Genomic DNA, 17,642 nt, shown 5'->3' on the forward strand with positions numbered 1-17,642 from the left:
CCGCCCGGCAGGCGGCACAGGGGGTGCGGCCTGCGCGGTTCGGGTGGGACCGCCACGACGCAGGGGGGATCCATGAACGAGCAGCAGTGGGCCGAGGGCTGGTACCAGGACGGGCAGGACCCGGCGGTGGACCGGTGGTGGGACGGCACCCGCTGGACCGGTGCGACGCGGCCCCGAGGCGGGCCGGCCGCCATGACGGCGCAGCGGCCGATGCCGGCCACGGTGGGCGTCGCGGAGCCGCCGAAGAAGCGACACCGCCTCCGCAACGCCGTCCTCATCGTCATCGGGGTGATCGCGCTGATCGTGATCGTCCAGGCCGCCGGCGGCGGGGACGACCCCGAGACGCCGGCGACGACGCAGGAGGAGGACGCCGCCGCGCCTGCGGGAGAGGAGCCGGCGGCGGAGGAGCCGGCGGAACCGGCCGAGGAGGCGGCTCCGGGACTCGGCGACCCGGCCGAGGACGGCGACTTCACCTTCGTCGTCGACGCCGTCGAGGACGGGCCGGAGCGGATCGGCGACGACGCCTTCGGGGTCAGCCCGCAGGGCCGGTTCGTCTACGTGACCATCACCGTCACCAACCACGGCGACGCGCCCGGGTCGTTCTTCGGCGACAACCAGTACCTCATCGACACCGAGGGCCGGAAGGCGAGCGCCGACGCCGAGGCCGCCATCTACCTGCCCGAGTCGCAGTCGCTCTACGAGGAGATCAACCCCGGCAACACGCTGACCGGGACGGTCGTCTTCGACATCGCGGCCGACGCGGTTCCGGCCGCCGTGGAGCTGCACGACTCGTTGTTCTCCGGCGGCGTCACCGTCAGCCTTTCGTAGCGGCGGGGCGGAAGTCCATGATCCAGTCGGTCTTCCAGGGCGCCTCCTCGTCGAACTGGTAGGACTGCTCCCAGCGGGCGGTGCCGGGGGTGTGGGTCCAGACGAACCGCACCCGCGCCGCCCGGCCGTCGCGCTCTTCGGAGCCGTAGAAGACGCCGACGCCGTCCTCGAAGCGGCCCTCCATGGGCGAGTCGAAGTCGCCCGGGCGGCGGGAGGTCGTCCAGAAGATGCGCCACAGGTCGGCGACCGGGTCGTAGAGCCGGACGGTCGCCGCTTCCCATGGCGCGTAGCCGGGCAGCCCGGCGAAGCTGAACGCGTCGACGTTGCCCAGGCCGCCGAGGATGGGCCCCGCCTGGCACGTCGTCGGGAACTCGACCCAGGAGGTGTCGTCGTCGAGGTCGGGAGGCCAGCGGTTGCGCACGTCCCACCGCCCGAACAGGAAGTCGAAGTCGGCGTCGCTCATGGGCCCACCCAAGCACCCGGCACCGACAAGGTCGGTGGCGCGACCGCTACCGGGGCACGTCCGCGTGCGAGGGCACCTGGTTCCCGTCGATGGACGCTCGATCGGCCGCACTCAGCCCGGCCGCGGCGAGCAGCCGCTGGACCATGGCGTTCTTGCGATGCCCGTAATCGTCGATGTCCGCGGCGTCGGCGCCGGCCCGGCGTTTCACCGCCGCGTACTCGTCGCGCAGGGCGGCGTCGCGGCGGAGCACGTCGCGGACCGCCAGGTGGTTGCGCAGCGCCAGCGACCCGTCGACGATCACGTAGGTGTTCGTGCCGGCCAGCCGCTCCGGCTCCTTGAACGCCCACCGCAGCGGGATGCCGAGCTCGCCGAGCGGGCGGAAGCCGAGCCCGGCCAGCACGTCCGACGTCCGGGCGACGTCGGCGCGCGCGACCACGATGTCGCAGTCGATGACGGGCTTGGCGGCCAGGCCGGGCACCGACGTGCTGCCGACGTGCTCGATCGCCACCACCGGCACGCCGCCGGCCGCCATCGCCGCCGCGTACTCGTCGCGCAGCCGGGTGAACCGCTCGGGCCACTGCGGGTCGTGGTCGACGACGGTGATCATCCGCCGCAGCCTAGCTCGACGGCTCCATCCCCTGGTGGCCGCCCCGCGAGGGGCGTACGTTCGACCAAGGGGGGTGATGGTCATGTTGAGTGACTATCCGGTCTACGCCACGATCGCGACGGGCGATCTGGCCCGCGCACGGGCCTTCTACGAGGGGACCCTGGGGTTCAGTCCCGATATGGAGGACGCCACCGGGGGCATCCTCTACGGGTCGGGCCTGACACGGTTCCTGCTCTACGCGAGCGAGTTCGCGGGCGGGCCGCCGCAGACGGTGGCGACCTGGGTCGTCGACGACGTCGATGCGGCGGTCGACGAGCTGGCCGGCAAGGGCGTGACGTTCGAGCAGTACGACCTGCCCGGGCTGAAGACCGACGAGCGGGGGATCGCCGAGCTGGGGCCCTTCCGCGGCGCCTGGTTCAAGGATCCGGACGGCAACATCCTGAACGTCGGCACGGCCCCGGTGACCTGAGGCCGCGCCCGTCCGCTATCGCACGCTACGGGTGATGACGGGCGGCCCCGTCCAGGGCACGCTGGTGCGCGAGTCCTGGACGGGGGTGCCTGATGGTGGAGACGAGCGATTCCCTCCCGGCCCGGGAGGCCGCGGCGGCGTCCGGGCTGATCCTGCTGACGCTGGCGTCGGGACAGTTCCTGATGGCGCTGGACAGCTCGGTGATGAACGTGTCCATCGCCACCGTCGCCGCGGACCTGGGCACGACCGTGACCGGGATCCAGTCCGCCATCACCTTCTACACGCTGGTGATGGCGTCGCTGATGATCACGGGCGGGAAGATCGGCGAGATCCTGGGCCGCAAGCGCGCCTTCGCCATCGGCTGCGTCATCTACGGCGTCGGCTCGCTGACGACCTCGCTGGCGCCCGACCTGACGGTGCTGCTGATCGGCTGGTCCGTGCTGGAGGGCGTCGGCGCGGCCCTGATCATGCCCGCGATCGTCGCGCTGATCGCGTCGAACTTCGACCGCGGCGCCCGTCCTCGGGCGTATGGCCTGGTCGCGGCGGCCGGTGCGATCGCCGTCGCGCTGGGCCCGTTGATCGGCGGGACGCTGACGACCTACGCGTCGTGGCGGTGGGTGTTCGCGGGCGAGGTGCTGATCGTCGGCGCGATCCTGGTGCTGACTCGGCGGATGGCCGACGTGCCGGGCGACCGCTCCGCGCGGCTGGATCTCGCCGGCACCGCGTTGTCGGCGCTGGGGCTCGGCCTCGTCGTGTTCGCCGTCATCCGGTCCGGGACCTGGGGGTTCGTGAACCCGAAGGCGGGCGGCCCGGACTGGCTCGGCCTGTCGCCGGTGATCTGGCTGCTCCTCGCCGGCGTCCTGGTGCTGCTCGGGTTCGTCGCGTGGGAGCGGCGGCAGCGCGACGCCGGCCGGCCGATCCTGTTCGACCCGGCGCTGCTGCGCAACGACGCACTTCGCGGCGGGCTGGTCTCGTTCCTCTTCCAGTACGTGGTGCTCGCCGGGACGTTCTTCACCGTGCCGCTGTTCCTCTCCGTCGCGCTCGGCCTGTCCGCCGTCGAGACGGGCGTGCGCATCCTGCCGCTCTCGCTGGCGCTCCTCGCGACCGCGCTCGGGATCCCGAAGCTGCTCCCTGACGTGTCGCCGCGGCTCGTGGTGCGGGCCGGATTCCTGTCGATGTGCGCGGGCGTCCTGTGGCTGGCAGCGGCGCTCGAGCTCGGCGTCGGGCCGGAGGTCGTCACCTGGCCGCTGATCCTGACCGGGCTGGGCATCGGCGCGCTGGCGTCGCAGCTCGGCAGCGTCACGGTGTCGTCGGTGCCGGACGAGCGCAGCGACGAGGTGGGCGGCGTCCAGAACAGCGTCATGTTCCTCGGGTCGTCCATCGGGACGGCGCTCGCCGGCGCCGTGCTGGTGGCGGCGCTGACGACGTCGTTCCTCGACAACGTCCGCGACGATCCCGCCGTACCGGAGCAGCTGAGCACCCAGGCCGAGGCCGAGCTGGCCGGCGGCGTGCCGTTCGTCTCCGACGACCAGCTCGCTCAGGCGCTCGACGACGCCGGCGTCCCCGCGGACGTCGCCGGTGCGATCGTCGACAGCAACGCCGACGCGCGCATCGACGGGCTGCGCTCGGCGCTCGCGCTGCTGGCCCTGATCGCGCTCGTCGCGCTGTTCGCGGCACGCAACATCCCGCGCCGCCAGCCTGGCGCGGCAGCACCCGGCCGACCCCTGACCTAGAGCAGCCGCTGCGCCCGGACGCCGGCCTCGAACCGAGTGCGAGCACCCAGCCGCGCCATCAGCTCGGCGACCCGGCGGCCGACGGTGCGGCTGCTGACGCCGAGCTGGCGGGCGATCGCGTCGTCCTTGAGGCCGGCGGCCAGCATGGTCAGCAACCGTCGGTCGACGTCGCGGTCCGCGCCGCCCTCCGCGCGGCCCTCCGCCGTCGAGGGGACGAGCGGCATGGCCTGGTCCCACAGCAGGTGGAACAGCTGCGCCAACGCCTCGACCAGTGCGCTCTCGCGCACCACGAGCGCGCTGCCGCGCAGCTGGTCCATCGCGAGCGGCAGCAGCGCGATCGACCGGTCGGACACGGCCAGCTTGATCGGGACCTGCGGGTGGACCCGCGACCGCTCTCCGGCCTCGGCCGCGGCGAGTGCGACGTCGACGCCGCCTGGCAGCGCCAGCGACTCGGGGGCGTAGATGACACGCACGTCGACCTGCGAGCGCAGCAACTGCCGCTCCCGCGAGTCGGACTCGGCTACTTCGGCGACGTAGGGCGGCCGGTCCAGCACCAGCAGCTCGCGCTCGGTCCCGCTCTGCAGCTGCGCGTAGCGCGCCGCGATCGCCGGCTGCCCGACGACGACCTCGACGAGGTTCTCCGGCCGGTACCGGGTCGGCGACTGCATCTGCGCGACCAGGGCGACCGCCGCCGTCCGCGCCCGCTCCAGCTCGGCCTGCCGGCGCGCGACCAGCACCTCCACCGCGACGTCGGGCCGGGTGGGGATCAGCCGGGCCGGGCGGTGCGCCGTCCGGCTGAGCAGGCCCAGGTCCTCCAGCCGAGCCACGGACCGGCGGATCGCCGCCTGATCGCGCGCGGTCCCGGCCGCGAGCTCGGCCACCGTGCACTCCGGGGTGTGCAGCAGGGCGCGGAACACGGCCTCGTCGTCGGGCTGGACGCCCACGCTCTCCAGCATGCGTGTCATGCTACGGCGATCTGGCTGGTACCCGACATGTCTGGAATCAGACACGCGAAGACGTGGACGGCCGAAACACAGTGCCGATAGACACCATGGGATGCGCCGCCGACTGCTCTCCGCGATCTCCGTCCTCGCCCTCCTGCCGGGTCTCTGGGCCGCGTCGGGTGCGGCGTCCTCCGCCGACGCCCCGCCCTCGACCTCCGCAGGCGTTGCCGGTGACCGCCCGGCCACGACATCGGTCACGCTGATCACCGGCGACGTCGTGAACGTGACGGAGCTGGCCGGCGGGACGCGCGCCGTCGACGTCGTCCCGGCGCCGCGGCCCGGCGGGCGCGCCCCGAGCTTCCTCACCGTCGAGCGCGACGGCGACCTGCATGTGATCCCCGACGACGTCCGCGCGCTCGTCCCAGCCCGCCTCGACCCGGCCCTGTTCAACGTCACCGCGCTGGTCGAGCAGGGCTACGACGACGCCGCCTTCGACTCGCTGCCCCTCATCGTGAGCCACGACGGCGGACGTCTCACCGGCCTGCCGGCGGCACAGATCACCGGCCGGCTGGAGAGCATCGACAGCACCGGCGTCCGGATCGACAAGGACGACACGGACGAACTCGGCGCGGCGCTGGTCGCACTCGCCGAGTCCGGCGGCTCGAACGGCCGGTCGGCCGCGACCACGACACCGTCCGAGCTGGCCGGCGTCGAGAAGATCTGGCTCGACGGCCGGACCGAGGCGGCGTTGTCCGAGAGCGCCGGCCAGGTCGGAGCACCCACCGCCTGGGCCGCGGGCCTTGACGGCAGCGGCATGACCGTTGCCGTCCTCGACACCGGCATCGACGCCGCCCACCCGGACCTCGCGGGCACCGTGGTCGGCGAGCACAACTTCAGCTGGAGCGAGACGGCGGCCGACGGGGTCGGGCACGGCACCCATGTGGCCTCGATCATCGCCGGCACCGGAGCGGCGTCCGGCGGCCGCTACCGCGGCGTCGCCGACGGCGTGGACCTGCTCAACGGCAAGGTCTTCGACGACGGTGGTGGCGGGTTCGTCTCCTGGGCGGTCGAGGGCATGGAGTGGGCCGCCGAGCAGGGCGCCGACGTCGTCAACATGAGCCTCGGCGCCAACGGCACGGAGGGCGAGCCGATGAGCGCCGCCGCCGACGCGCTGACCGCCGAGCACGGCACCCTCTTCGTGGTTTCCACCGGCAACAATGGCTGCGCCGAGTGCGTCAGCCACCCGGCCGCCGCCGCATCGGCGCTGTCGGTCGGCGCGGTGACCAAGTCCGACACGCTCGCCGACTTCTCCAACCGCGGCCCGATTCCGGAGACGTACGCCATCAAGCCCGACGTCACCGCACCGGGCGTCAGCATCGTCGCCGCCCGCGGCAGCGGGACCGCCATGGGCTTTCCCGTCGACGACTTCTACACGAACGCGGACGGCACCTCGATGGCGGCACCGCACGTCACCGGCGCCGCGGCCGTGCTGCTGCAGGCCGAGCCGTCGCTGGGGCCGGAGGAGCTCAAGGCCTGGCTGATGAACACCGCCCGGCCGAACGGCGACAACACCGTCTACGAGCAGGGCGCCGGCCGCATCGACATCGCGCAGGCGCTCGGCAGCCGGGTGTTCGCCCTGCCGGGCTCGGTGAGCTTCGGGCATCTCCCGTGGCCGCACGACGACCGGGCCGCCGTCGGCCGCACAGTGACCTACCGCAACCCGACCGGCGCCGACCTCGTCCTCGACCTGTCCGTCGACGTCGCGACGGAGCACGGCACCGCGCCGCCGGCCGGCACGCTGACCACGTCGGCGCCGACCCTGACCGTGCCCGCCGGGGGCACCGCGACCGTCGACCTGGTTCTGGACACGGCGCGCGGCGAACCCGGCCTGTACGGCGGATATCTGACCGCAAGCGGGGACGGCGGCACCACGGTGCGCACGCCGGTCGCCTACCACCAGGAGCCGCACATGGTGGAGCTCACCGTCCGCGGCATCGGCCGCGACGGCCGCCCGGCGCCGGGCAGCGCCACCGTCCTCGACGTCGAGGACGGCAGCGTCAACGCCACCCGGAACCTCGACGGCGACCCGGCCGCCCCGTGCACCGACGACGCGTACGCCGCGTCCACCTGTGTGCGCGTGCCGGTCGGCACCTACTCGGTGCTCGGCTTCGTCGACACCATGCCCGCCGGCGTCGAGCCCGGCACGTTCGGCACGCCGCTGAACCGGAGTCTCGCCGGCGATCCGGAGATGGAGATCACGGCCGACACCGAGGTCGTCCTGGACGCACGCCTCGCCACGGAGGTGCTCGTCGACACCCCGGAGCACGAGACCAAGCCGAACGTCGGCGCGGCGATGGCCATCGCCTACCACCGCGTGCCCGAGACCGGCAGCGCCGTCGACGTCGGGCGCAGCATGTGGCCGGGCGCGATGCTGGAGGAACGCCTGTTCATGCAGCCGATGGACGCTGTGTCGACAGGTGAGTTCGCCGCATACACGCGCTGGCGACTCGAGGCGCCGCAGATCGCCGTCGACGTCGTCGGGCAGCAGGTCCGGTTGAATCCGCAGTACTACCCGGCGTCGGCGTTCAGCGACTTCTCCCGGCAGTTCCCGATGCTCGACGGCGAGCTCGAAGCCGGTCTCGTCGACGCCGGGCGGGGACGTCCGGAGGACGTCGCGGCCGCCGGCCTGGCCGGTGCCGTGGCGCTGGTCCAGCGGTCCGAGGCGATCCCGGTCGCCGAGCAGGTGAACAACGCCGCCGCGGCCGGCGCGGTCCTGGTCATGGTCGTCGACGATCTCGGCGTCGCGGGCCCGGGGTCCGCGCTGCTGGAGGTGCCGGCCGTCCGAGTGCCGGCCGAGGAGGGTGACGCGCTGCGTGGACTGCTCGCTGCCGGGCCGGTCCAGGTGGCCGCCCGCGGCGTCGTGGACAGCCCGTACTCGTACGAGCTGATCTACACCGAGGAGGGCTCGATCCCGGCCGACCTGAGCTACGTCGCGAGCACCGGCCAACTGGCCAGGGTCGACGCCGCGGTGCACAGCCAGCTGGCCGAGGAGACGACGATGACACACACCTGGTACCCGTACCAGGCGTGGGACACCAGCTCGTTCTCGCAGCCGGTGCCGGTCCGCGGTCCGCGCACGCTCGTCACGTATCTGACGGCCGGCCCGTCGCTGCGTTGGACGCACACCGGCCAGGCGCCGGAGTCGCCGTACGGAGGCAGCTTCGGCCAGTACGAGCCCACCGAACATCTCCTGCTCTTCAGTGACCTGCGCTCCTACGAGGTGGGGGCGCACTACCAGCGCAGCTGGTTCGAGCAGCCGCTCGCGCCTGGCTCGAGCCCGTTCGAGCCGCCCACCCGCACCGGCGACACCCTCACGGTGGCGCTGGGCCTTCTGGATGGCGCCGGCAACTTCGGCAGCGCCGCCACCAGCTGGTTCGACGACGGTTTCGACACCGATCTGCGGATCTACCGGGACGACCAGCTGCTGCTCGAGACGCCGTGGCAGTCGTCGGCATCGGTCGAGACGACGCCCGAGCCCGCGCGCTACCGCGTCGAGTACGAGGTGGGCAACGACTCGGCGTGGGCGGCGCTGTCGACCAGAGCCCGCTCGGTCTGGGAGTTCACGTCAGGGCGGCCCGGCGACGGGGTGCGGCGGGTGGAACCGCTGCTCACCGTGGATTACGAGGTCGACGTCGATCTGCGCAACCGGGCGCCGCACCCGCGTGAGCGCCGCGGGCCGCACGAGATCGTGCTGGCCGTCGCGCAGCACGCGGGCGCCGAACCGATTCCCGTCGACGAGGTCGCGCTCGAGGTGTCCTACGACGACGGCGCGAGCTGGCAGCGGGTCCGCAACGTGCGTGAGCGTGACGGCGGCCGGTACGTCGCGACGCTCTACGACCGCGGCGCGGCCGGTGGGTTCCTCTCGCTGCGGGTGAGCGCGTCGGACGCCGAGGGCAACACCGTCGAGCAGGAGATCATCCGGGCGTACGCATTGGGGTGATCTTGCCGGCATCGAGCGAAATCTATTGACTTTCGATCGATAGCCAGCGACAGTCGATGCGTGCCGTCCAATCATCGGGCAGTGGGCCCGCTCCGGATCCTGCTCGTGCTGCTGTTCGCCGGACTCGTGGTGGCGCAGATCGCCATCGTGCCCGGGACGCTCGCGCACCTGGCCGACGAGGAGCCTGACCTCGCCTACCTGCGGTGGCCGGCGCTGGCGTTCGGGGTCGTCGAGCTGCTGTGCGTGCAGGTCGTCATCGTCTGCACGTGGAAGCTGCTCGGCATGGTCAAGGCCGACCGCATCTTCAGCCAGGCCGCGTTCGTCTGGGTCGACACGATCGTGTGGACCATGGTCACCGCCTGGGTGCTGCTGTTCGGCGCGTTCGTGTTCGTCTCGGCGCTGCTGCGCGAGCCCGGGCTGCCGGTGCTGCTGTTCGGCTCGGTGCTCGCCGGGGGAGTGCTGGTGCTGCTGATGATCGTCATGCGGGCGCTGCTGCGTCAGGCCACGAACCTGCGCAGCGACATGGACGCGGTGATCTGATGGCCATCGTCGTGCGCATCGACGTCGAGCTGGCGAAGCGGAAGATGAGCGTCGGCGAGTTCGCGGAGCGGGTCGGCCTGACGCCGGCCAACATCGCGGTGCTGAAGAACGGCCGGGCCAAGGCCGTGCGGTTCAGCACGCTGGAAGCGATGTGCCGGGTCCTCGACTGCCAGCCCGGTGACCTGCTCGAATGGGTCGAGGACTGAGCGCGGTGGACGTCGACGTGCTGGTCGTGGGCGCCGGGCTGGCCGGGCTGCACACGGCGACGCTGCTCGCGCGGGCCGGCCACGACGTGCTGCTGGCCGAGCGGCGGCCCCGGCTCGTCGGCGCCATCCGCACGACCGGGATCTTCGTCCGGCGCACCCTCGACGACTTCGCGCTGCCGCCCGAGTGTCTGGGGCCGCCGATCCGCCGCGTCGTGCTCTACCCGCCGAGCCTGCGCCGCCCGGTCGAGCTGGTCAGCGACCGCGACGAGTACCGCGTCGGCGACATGGGGCCGCTGTACGTCGAGGCGGCCCGGACGGCGGCAGCGGCGGGCGTGCGCGTCCTGCTCGGCACCCGCTACGAGGGGCGCGGGCGGACGTCGTTCCTGCTGACGGGGCCGGACGGGCCGATCCGCGTGCGGGCGCGGTTCGTCGTCGGGGCCGACGGCGCGCGCTCGCGGGTCGCTCGCGACCTCGCGCTGGACCGCAACCGGCACCTGCTCACCGGCGCCGAGGAGGTGTTCGCCGTCCCCGCGTCGGACCGCCCGCCGACCTTCCACTGCGTGATCGACCCCGCGATCGCCCCCGGCTACCTCGCCTGGGTCGTCGACGACGGCCGGCACGCCCACGTCGGCGTCGCCGGCTACGCCGACCGGTTCCCGCACGGCATGCGGCGGGCGCTGGCCCGGTTCAGCGCGGCCGCCCCGGGGCTCGACGGCGTGCGCCGTCCGGGCGTCGATTGCGTCGATGGCGACGAGGCGGCCGAGGCCGCCGGGGTCGAGCGGCGCGGCGGCCCGATCCCGGTCGGCGGCGTCCTCCGCCGCATCAGCTGCGTCGACGGCCTGCTCGTCGGCGACGCCGCGGGGGCGGTCTCGCCGCTGACCGCCGGTGGCCTCGACCCGTGCCTGCGGCTGTCCGAGCACGCCGCTACCGTTCTCGACGAGGCCCTGCGGGCCGGCCGCCCCGACGCGCTGGCTCACTACGACGGCGGCGCGTTGCGGGCGCACTTCCGCGGCCGGCTGGCGCTGCGGCGCGGACTGGCCCGGGTGCGCACGCCCGTGGTCGCGACGGCGGCGTTCGCCTTGCTGCGCACGTCGCCCGGGCGGTCCGCCACCCGCCGCATCCTGTTCGGCGACGCGTCGTTCCCCGACCGCCCCCACCGTAAGTACTCGCGCTGAGTGGCGCCGGGAAATGATCAGGTGACGTATCGGCCCGGTGCCGCGGCGTTGTGTCACCTGATCGTCTTGTGTCCACATGCTGGAGGCGATCAGGTGACCCACGTGCCTGCCGTCCTGGCATCGGGCTCACCTGATCGTCTTCGCAGCGATGATCAGGTGACACAACGCGGATCAGGTGAGGTGCGATGGGCAGCGCCAGGCACCGTCGGCGCCGCCCATACCCGTGCGGGGCGCAAAATGCTTTGCCGGGGCGAACAGCCCGGAGTTAGCGTCGCGAGATGAAGCCGATCACCGAGGGCGACATCCGCCGCTCCTTCGTCAACTGCTCCAAGGGCGAGGCGCAGCGGCTGGCCGTCCCGCGCGACCTCGACGAGCAGCCGTGGGGCGACCTCGACTTCCTCGGCTGGCGCGCCCCCGGCGCCCCCGACCGCGGCTACCTCGTCGCCGAACGCGACGACGGCGGGCTGGTCGGCCTCACGCTGCGAGCCGCGCCGAAGTCCGCCCGCGGCTTCACCACGCGCAGCATGTGCTCGCTCTGCCTCACCACCCACACCAGCGGAGGCGTGTCCCTCATGACCGCCCGCCGCGCGGGTGAGGCCGGCCGCCAGGGCAACACCGTCGGCCAGTACCTGTGCGCCGATCTCGCCTGCTCGCTCTACGTCCGCGGACGCAAGAAGTCCATCGTCGGCGCCGAGATCGAAGAGACCATCACCGTCGACGAGAAGGTCGCCCGGGCCCGCCGCAACCTCGCCACGTTCGTCGGCACGGTGCTGTCGTAGGCGGATCAGAGCGCGGCGATCCCGAAGAGCTTGAGCACCGCCGACACCGCAGTCGCCACCGGCGTCGTCACGTCGGCCACCTTCTTGGCGGCGTCGGCGATGCCGCGTCCGAGCGCCTTCAAGGTGGTGCGGTTGGGCTTCTCCTTGGCCAGCTCGTCGGTGAACGTCGCCAGCGTGCCAGCGACCTCGCCGGCGTCGTCGGGCGCGGCCTCCTTCAACCGTGCGACGAGGTCTGCGACGCGTTCGTGCAGCTCGCCCACCCGGGCCTGCAGCTCGTCGTCGGGCCGGGCGGCGGCGAAGTTGTTGAAGCTGTCCCGCATCCGCTCCGCGTACACAGTGCCGGCCACCGGACCGTAGAACTGGCCGCTGAAGATCTGGTCGCCCACCTGCACCACTCTCCCTGAGACGTTGACCGAGGGCCGCTTGGCGTCGCGTTCGGCGAGGAACCGTTCGGCCTTCGCCCGGACCTGCCGGCGCATGCCGTCGAGCCGCGCGCGGCGGCGCACCTCGACCGCGCGCTGGCCCGATGCGACGGCGTCGAGCGCGGCGCGCAGGTCCGCCCCCTTGACGCCGAGGTAGCTCTCGCGGTTGACGACCTTGGTCGCGGTGTTGATGTAGTCCTCGAGCCGGTCGCCGTCGGGGGACTGCGGGACGTACTCCAGCGCGCCCGTGGCGACCCAGCGCAGGACGCGGTCGAGCGTCTCCTCCTGCAGGTGCTGGTGCAGGATCGCCGCCCGGACGTTGCGGCGCGGGGCCTCGGGGCGGGGCATGCCGACGCGCAGGTACCAGGTCGCGATGCCGCCGTGCCGCGTGGGTGTCGAGGCCAGCCGGAGCGGACGGCCCGCGGGCGCGGCTGCGCCGTCGTCGTCCCAGGGGGTCTCGGCGATCACGACCGGGTCGCCGGCCGCCACCAGCGTCGCGGCGACGTCCCGGCCGTGCCGCGTGGTCGCCAGCGCGTAGCGGCGGGCGAGCGAGGATCCGAGCAGGACCAGCTCCTTCTCCGCCTCGGGCCGTCCGCCCGGGACGATCGCCGGCAGCGCGAGCAGCCTGCCCACCACCTCGGCCGGCGAGATCGGCCCCCGCGCGGGATCGCGCGTCACGGTGAAGCCGATCTCGAACCGGGCCGCCGCCCCGCCGTCGCTCAGCAGCCGCCGGGACCGAAGGCTCACCATCCAGCGCCCGCCGTCGCGGCCGGCGAAGTGGCGGCGCTGGAGGGTGGGGAAGTGCACCGCGCGCCGTGCGCGGACGAACACGGCCTCGTCGGCCCAGGCCGGGTTCACCGCCCGCGGGTCGAAGGCGACCCGGCCGAAACCGCGCACGAATTCGCGGTGCGCCCGCAGCGGCGACACCCTGGGCGTGCCCCAGTCCGGCCGATCGACGACGCCGGAATCGCGCGCGAAGACCCGGCCGTCCACGATCGGGAACTGCACAAGGACCAGCATCAGGTGGGGACCCCGGGGTCATCTGGCACGAGCACCGTGGGGCTGGGATACAGCCATCATGCGACGGTCGGTTGCCGCCTCATGATCACTGCCATCTTAACGGATCATCGGACGTGCGGACGGGGCGAATCCGGCAGAACGTGCCTTGTCTCGCTAGTAGGGCGGGTGGGACTCGAACCCACGACCCAGGGATTATGAGTCCCCTGCTCTAACCGGCTGAGCTACCGCCCCGGGAGCGGCGGGCCAACGCCCGCGCCCGAGAACCTTACCCCGCCGCCCGCTCGGACATCACCCGCCGCGGGTGTGCCGGACGAGGGGAGCGGCGGGGTGGGATGAGCCGTGTCGCCGGAGCGGAACGACCTCCCAGAACGCGGCCCGGTGCGGGCGCCGGCGTGGTTGCTGGACAGGTGGCCGGGCCGGATCGCGGTCAACAGCGCAGCCGGATGTGTGCGCATCGACGTGTTCGATCGGGCGATGACGATCGCGGCGCAGCTGTTCAGCTCGGTGCTGCCGATCCTCATCCTGCTCGCGACGTGGACGGGCGCCAGCGCGGCGGACGCGACGGCGGAGGCACTGCGGATGCCGGACGAGTCGCGGGAGGTGCTCGACGACGCGGTGGTGGGGGCGTCGGACGCCGCGTTCGGTGTCGTGGGAGTGCTGATCGTGCTGGTGTCGGCGACCAGCCTGTCGCGGGCGATGACGCGCGCGTACACGGCGGTGTGGGCGCTGCCACGGCCGCGGAACCGGCTCGGGTCGGCGTGGCGGTGGCTGGCCGCGGTCGTCGCGCTCGCGCTGTCCGTCGTGCTCGTGCGCTGGCTGGGCACGCTGGGCGACCGGCTGCCGGAGCCACAGGCCTGGCGGTCGGGGACGGCGTTCGCCGCCGACGCGGCGGTCGCGGTGTTCGTGCCGTGGGTGCTGCTGGCCGGTGCCGTCCGGCCGCGGCCGCTGCTGCCCGGCGCGCTGCTGTTCGCGGTCACGATGCTCGCGGCCCGCCCGGCGTCGGCGTTGTGGCTGCCGCGGGCGCTGGAGTCCAGCGCCGAGCGGTTCGGCTCCATCGGCGTCGCGTTCACCTATCTGACCTGGCTGTACGCGGTCGCGTTCTGCTTCCTCGTGACGGCGGTCGTCGGACGGGCGATCGCGACGGACGAGGGGCGGCTGGGCCGCTGGTTCGGGTCGTGAACGAGCGGACGCCCCGGGGCTGCGGTCCCCGGGGCGTCCGTGGTCTACCTCCTGGTCAGGGCCGACCGCGAGGTCGAAATGCGGCGGCAGTGCAACAAGGGAAAGGGAATCAGTGGTGTCCGGCGTGGTGCTGGAGCGCCTCCTCGATCGACGGCTCGGCCGGGGCGGCCGCGGGAGCCTTGGCCGCGGCGGCCTCGGCCGGCGGGGTCGTGCCGACGTCGGACGCGGCGGCCGTGCGGGTCAGCATGCCCCGCTCCCGGCTGGTGATGACGCCGTCCGCGACCAGACCGTTCGCGACCGCGGTGACGTGGCGGACGAATGCGCCGTGATTCGGCCAGTCGCCCTCGTCGTCGATGAGGTCGTTGACGGTGCAGCCGTCACCGCTGTCGACGTTGGCCACGAGCGAGTCGAGGCCGCCGATGACCACCGTCGGGCGGGTGTCGGAGTCGGGGCAGGCGTCGCCGTCGCGCTCGACGACGGTGAAGGTCACCGAGCCGGTCTCCGACGTGTTGCCCACGTTGTCCGTCGCCCGGTATCGGACAGTGTGCTCGCCGACCGTGCCTACGACGACGGGCGCCGTGTAGGCCACGAACGCGCCGTCGTCGAGCGAGTAGACGACCGACGCGACGCCGGACTGGGTGTCCGTCGCGGTGACGGTCACGGTCGCGGAGTCGACGTAGGCGCCGTCCGGGTTCTGCTCGCCCGCTACCGAGGCCGCCACGGTCGGCGGCGTCGTGTCGTCGGGCTCGGGCTCGACGACGGTGAACGCGACGGACTCGACCGGCGCGACGTTGCCGGCGTTGTCCGTAGCCCGGTACTGCACGGTGTGGTCGCCGAACGACGAGACGACGACGGGCGCCGTGTAGGCCACGAACCCGGCGCCGTCGAGGTTGTACTCGACCGACGCGACGCCGGACTGGGTGTCCGACGCGGTGACGGTCACCGTCGCGGACCCGATGTAGTCACCGTCGCCGTTCTGGTCACCGGCGACCGCCGCCGAGATGTCCGGCGGGGTGGTGTCGTCAGGCTCCGGCGCCACGACGGTGAAGGCCACCGACTCGACCGGCGAGACATTGCCGGCGTTGTCGGTCGCCCGGTACTGGACGACGTGGTCGGCGAAGGTCGAGACGACCACCGGCGTCGTGTAGGGCTGGAACGAGCCGCCGTCCAGCGCGTAGGCGATCGAGGCGACGCCGGACTGCGCGTCCGACGCGGTGATCGTCACGGTCGCCGACCCGACGTACTCGCCGTCCTCGTTCTGGTCGCCCGCCACCGCGGCGGACACCTCCGGCGCGGTGGTGTCGTCGGGCTCGGGTTCGACGACGGTGAAGGTCACCGACTCGACCGGGGCGACGTTGCCCTCGTTGTCGGTCGCCCGGTACTGCACGGTGTGGTCGGCGAACGTGTTGACCACCAGCGGCGTCGTGTAGGCGGTGAAGCCCGCGCCGTCGAGGTTGTACTCGACCGAGGCGACGCCGGACCCGGCGTCGGTCGCGGTGATCGTCACCGTGGCCGACCCGACGTAGTCGCCGTCCTCGTTCTGGTCGCCGGTGACCGCCGCCGAGATGTCCGGCGGGGTGGTGTCGTCCGGCTCCGGCGCCACGACGGTGAAGGTCACCGACTCGACCGGCGCCACGTTGCCCTCGTTGTCGGTCGCCCGGTACTGCACGGTGTGGTCGCCCAGCGCCGTCACGACCACCGGGGTCGTGTAGGGCTGGAACGCGCCGCCGTCCAGGGCGTACGCGATCGACGCGACGCCCGACCCGGCGTCCGTCGCCGTGATCGTCACGGTCGCCGACGCGATGTAGTCGCCGTCCTCGTTCTGCTCACCGGCGACGGCGGCCGAGATGTCCGGCGGGGTGGTGTCGTCGGGTTCGGGTTCGACGACGGTGAACTGCACGGCCTCGACCGGGGCGACGTTGCCCTCGTTGTCGGTCGCCCGGTACTGCACCGTGTGGTCGGCGAACGTCGAGACGACGACCGGCGCGGTGTACGGCTGGAAGGCGGCGCCGTTGAGGCTGTACTCGACCGAGGCGACGCCGGACCCGGCGTCGGTCGCGGTGATCGTCACCGTGGCGGACCCGATGTAGTCGCCGTCCTCGTTCTGGTCGCCGGTCACGGCGGCCGAGATGTCCGGCGGGGTGGTGTCGTCGGGTTCGGGTTCGACGACGGTGAAGGTCACCGACTCCACGGGGGCGACGTTGCCCTCGTTGTCGGTCGCCCGGTACTGCACCGTGTGGTCGGCGAACGTCGAGACGACGACCGGCGCGGTGTACGGCTGGAAGGCGGCGCCGTTGAGGCTGTACTCGACCGAGGCGACGCCGGACCCGGCGTCCGTCGCCGTCACCGTGACCGTCGCGGAACCGATGTAGTCGCCGTCCTCGTTCTGCTCGCCGGTGACCGCCGCCGAGATGTCCGGTGGCGTGGTGTCGTCCGGTTCGGCCTCGGCGACGGTGAACTGCACCGACCCCACCTCGGAGGTGTTGCCGGCGTTGTCCGTCGCCCGGTACTGCACCGAGTGGTCGCCGATCTCGTCGACGACGACCGGGGCGGTGTAGGGCAGGAAGCCGGTGTCGTCTACCTCGTACTCGATGGTGTCGACCCCCGAGCCGGCGTCCGTCGCCGTCACCGCGACCGTGGCCGACCCGATGTAGTCGCCGTCCTCGTTCTGGTCGCCGGTGACCTGCGCCGACACCTCCGGCGGGGTGGTGTCCTCGGGGCCGTCGGTGACGACCAGCAGGCCGGTCATCGAGCCGTGGCCGGGGAACGCGCAGTAGTACCGGTACACGCCGGGGGTCAGGGTGACGTCGACCTCGTACCGGCCGCCGTTCGGGTCGAACGGGTTCGCCGTGATGTTGACGTCGACGTCTTGGTTGTACTGCGGGTCGCTGGTCTCGAAGGTCAGCGTGTGCGGCATGCCGGTGGTGTTGCCGGTGGCCACGCTGTTCTCGAAGATGATCGTCGTCGCCCCGGCGACCGCCGTGGTGGGTGCCGAGGCGTACGCCGTCACGCTGTTGTTGCCGGTCCAGGTGAGCGTCTGCTCGGCTGCCGCCGTCGCCGGAGACTGAGACTGGGACTGAGACGCCGGGGACGGAGCCGCACGGAAGGCCGCCGCTGCCGGCACCAGGCCGACCGCCATGAGGGCCAGGGTCACAACCGCGACGACGACGCCCTGGGGCGTCACTCGCCGCCGGCCCGACCCGCCCGGGGAATGGAGTGGTTGACGCATGAAGTGCCGCACCTTTCGTGAATCCGCGAGACGCACCGGGCGTCCCGG

The 17,642-nt window shown here is 72.8% G+C and carries 14 protein-coding genes and 1 tRNA gene; 9 read left to right on the forward strand and 6 right to left on the reverse strand.

From position 1 onward, the window contains the following. Positions 1-72 precede the first annotated feature (72 nt). Positions 73-828, forward strand: coding sequence for a DUF4352 domain-containing protein (locus BLV05_RS16140; protein WP_052762321.1), 756 nt, complete (start codon positions 73-75; stop codon positions 826-828). On the opposite strand, the gene BLV05_RS16145 is transcribed toward BLV05_RS16140, so the two are convergent. Next, positions 815-1,291: a hypothetical protein gene (locus BLV05_RS16145; RefSeq protein ID WP_046768029.1), complete on the reverse strand. Its 477-nt coding sequence runs from the start codon at positions 1,289-1,291 to the stop codon at positions 815-817. The genes BLV05_RS16140 and BLV05_RS16145 overlap by 14 nt on opposite strands. Before the next feature lie 46 nt (positions 1,292-1,337). After that, entirely contained in the window at positions 1,338-1,898 is a 561-nt protein-coding gene (locus BLV05_RS16150) for a GrpB family protein (protein WP_046768030.1), read from the reverse strand. Between the two features lie 82 nt (positions 1,899-1,980). On the opposite strand from BLV05_RS16150, the gene BLV05_RS16155 reads away from it, so the two are divergent. Both BLV05_RS16155 and BLV05_RS16160 read left to right on the forward strand, forming a co-directional pair. After that, the gene (locus BLV05_RS16155; RefSeq protein ID WP_046768179.1) at positions 1,981-2,367 is read left to right on the forward strand and encodes a VOC family protein; all 387 of its coding nucleotides are present in this window, start codon (positions 1,981-1,983) and stop codon (positions 2,365-2,367) included. 92 nt (positions 2,368-2,459) lie between these two features. Further along, on the forward strand, positions 2,460-4,100 hold the full coding sequence (locus BLV05_RS16160; protein ID WP_046768031.1) for an MFS transporter: 1,641 nt from the start codon (positions 2,460-2,462) through the stop codon (positions 4,098-4,100). Here the strand turns inward: BLV05_RS16160 and BLV05_RS16165 are convergent. After that, on the reverse strand, positions 4,097-5,056 hold the full coding sequence (locus BLV05_RS16165) for a MarR family transcriptional regulator (RefSeq protein ID WP_046768032.1): 960 nt from the start codon (positions 5,054-5,056) through the stop codon (positions 4,097-4,099). The genes BLV05_RS16160 and BLV05_RS16165 overlap by 4 nt on opposite strands. A gap of 100 nt (positions 5,057-5,156) precedes the next feature. Between BLV05_RS16165 and BLV05_RS16170 the strand changes: the two genes are divergently transcribed. From BLV05_RS16170 to BLV05_RS16190, 5 genes are all read left to right on the forward strand, one after another. Next, complete coding sequence (locus BLV05_RS16170; protein ID WP_046768033.1) at positions 5,157-9,044, forward strand: S8 family peptidase; 3,888 nt, start codon at positions 5,157-5,159, stop codon at positions 9,042-9,044. A gap of 81 nt (positions 9,045-9,125) precedes the next feature. Continuing rightward, complete coding sequence (locus BLV05_RS16175) at positions 9,126-9,584, forward strand: DUF2975 domain-containing protein (protein WP_197683681.1); 459 nt, start codon at positions 9,126-9,128, stop codon at positions 9,582-9,584. After that, on the forward strand, positions 9,584-9,790 hold the full coding sequence (locus BLV05_RS16180; RefSeq protein WP_046768035.1) for a helix-turn-helix domain-containing protein: 207 nt from the start codon (positions 9,584-9,586) through the stop codon (positions 9,788-9,790). The genes BLV05_RS16175 and BLV05_RS16180 overlap by 1 nt, the downstream gene beginning before the upstream one ends. Beyond that, positions 9,775-10,965 carry an FAD-dependent oxidoreductase gene (locus tag BLV05_RS16185; RefSeq protein WP_046768036.1) on the forward strand — a complete coding sequence of 397 codons (1,191 nt, stop codon included), beginning with the start codon at positions 9,775-9,777 and terminating at the stop codon, positions 10,963-10,965. Before BLV05_RS16180 ends, BLV05_RS16185 begins: the two co-directional genes overlap by 16 nt. A gap of 278 nt (positions 10,966-11,243) precedes the next feature. Next, positions 11,244-11,744 (forward strand): FBP domain-containing protein, encoded by a 501-nt coding sequence (locus tag BLV05_RS16190; RefSeq protein WP_046768037.1) that lies wholly within the window; start codon positions 11,244-11,246, stop codon positions 11,742-11,744. 5 nt (positions 11,745-11,749) lie between these two features. Here the strand turns inward: BLV05_RS16190 and BLV05_RS16195 are convergent, their stop codons facing one another. Then, positions 11,750-13,186, reverse strand: a complete 1,437-nt coding sequence (locus BLV05_RS16195) for a hypothetical protein (RefSeq protein ID WP_046768038.1) — start codon at positions 13,184-13,186, stop codon at positions 11,750-11,752. Positions 13,187-13,343: 157 nt separating this feature from the next. Beyond that, positions 13,344-13,417: transfer RNA gene (locus BLV05_RS16200), tRNA-Ile, on the reverse strand. A 228-nt stretch (positions 13,418-13,645) separates the two neighbouring features. Here BLV05_RS16200 and BLV05_RS16205 point away from each other — a divergent pair. Beyond that, positions 13,646-14,365 (forward strand): YhjD/YihY/BrkB family envelope integrity protein, encoded by a 720-nt coding sequence (locus BLV05_RS16205; RefSeq protein WP_267884859.1) that lies wholly within the window; start codon positions 13,646-13,648, stop codon positions 14,363-14,365. 109 nt (positions 14,366-14,474) lie between these two features. On the opposite strand, the gene BLV05_RS16210 is transcribed toward BLV05_RS16205, so the two are convergent. Beyond that, positions 14,475-17,504 (reverse strand): OmpL47-type beta-barrel domain-containing protein, encoded by a 3,030-nt coding sequence (locus BLV05_RS16210; RefSeq protein WP_152690681.1) that lies wholly within the window; start codon positions 17,502-17,504, stop codon positions 14,475-14,477. Positions 17,505-17,642 lie beyond the last annotated feature (138 nt).

It is taken from the genome of Jiangella alkaliphila (assembly GCF_900105925.1).
GTDB lineage: Bacteria > Actinomycetota > Actinomycetes > Jiangellales > Jiangellaceae > Jiangella > Jiangella alkaliphila.

Bases quoted from the DNA above. Each gene is read 5' to 3' on its own strand.
- BLV05_RS16140 (WP_052762321.1), top strand. From the start codon at position 73: ATGAACGAGCAGCAGTGGGCCGAGGGCTGGTACCAGGACGGGCAGGAC.
- BLV05_RS16145 (WP_046768029.1), bottom strand. From the start codon at position 1,291: ATGAGCGACGCCGACTTCGACTTCCTGTTCGGGCGGTGGGACGTGCGC.
- BLV05_RS16150 (WP_046768030.1), bottom strand. From the start codon at position 1,898: ATGATCACCGTCGTCGACCACGACCCGCAGTGGCCCGAGCGGTTCACC.
- BLV05_RS16155 (WP_046768179.1), top strand. From the start codon at position 1,981: ATGTTGAGTGACTATCCGGTCTACGCCACGATCGCGACGGGCGATCTG.
- BLV05_RS16160 (WP_046768031.1), top strand. From the start codon at position 2,460: ATGGTGGAGACGAGCGATTCCCTCCCGGCCCGGGAGGCCGCGGCGGCG.
- BLV05_RS16165 (WP_046768032.1), bottom strand. From the start codon at position 5,056: ATGCTGGAGAGCGTGGGCGTCCAGCCCGACGACGAGGCCGTGTTCCGC.
- BLV05_RS16170 (WP_046768033.1), top strand. From the start codon at position 5,157: ATGCGCCGCCGACTGCTCTCCGCGATCTCCGTCCTCGCCCTCCTGCCG.
- BLV05_RS16180 (WP_046768035.1), top strand. From the start codon at position 9,584: ATGGCCATCGTCGTGCGCATCGACGTCGAGCTGGCGAAGCGGAAGATG.
- BLV05_RS16185 (WP_046768036.1), top strand. From the start codon at position 9,775: ATGGGTCGAGGACTGAGCGCGGTGGACGTCGACGTGCTGGTCGTGGGC.
- BLV05_RS16190 (WP_046768037.1), top strand. From the start codon at position 11,244: ATGAAGCCGATCACCGAGGGCGACATCCGCCGCTCCTTCGTCAACTGC.
- BLV05_RS16195 (WP_046768038.1), bottom strand. From the start codon at position 13,186: ATGCTGGTCCTTGTGCAGTTCCCGATCGTGGACGGCCGGGTCTTCGCG.
- BLV05_RS16210 (WP_152690681.1), bottom strand. From the start codon at position 17,504: ATGGCGGTCGGCCTGGTGCCGGCAGCGGCGGCCTTCCGTGCGGCTCCG.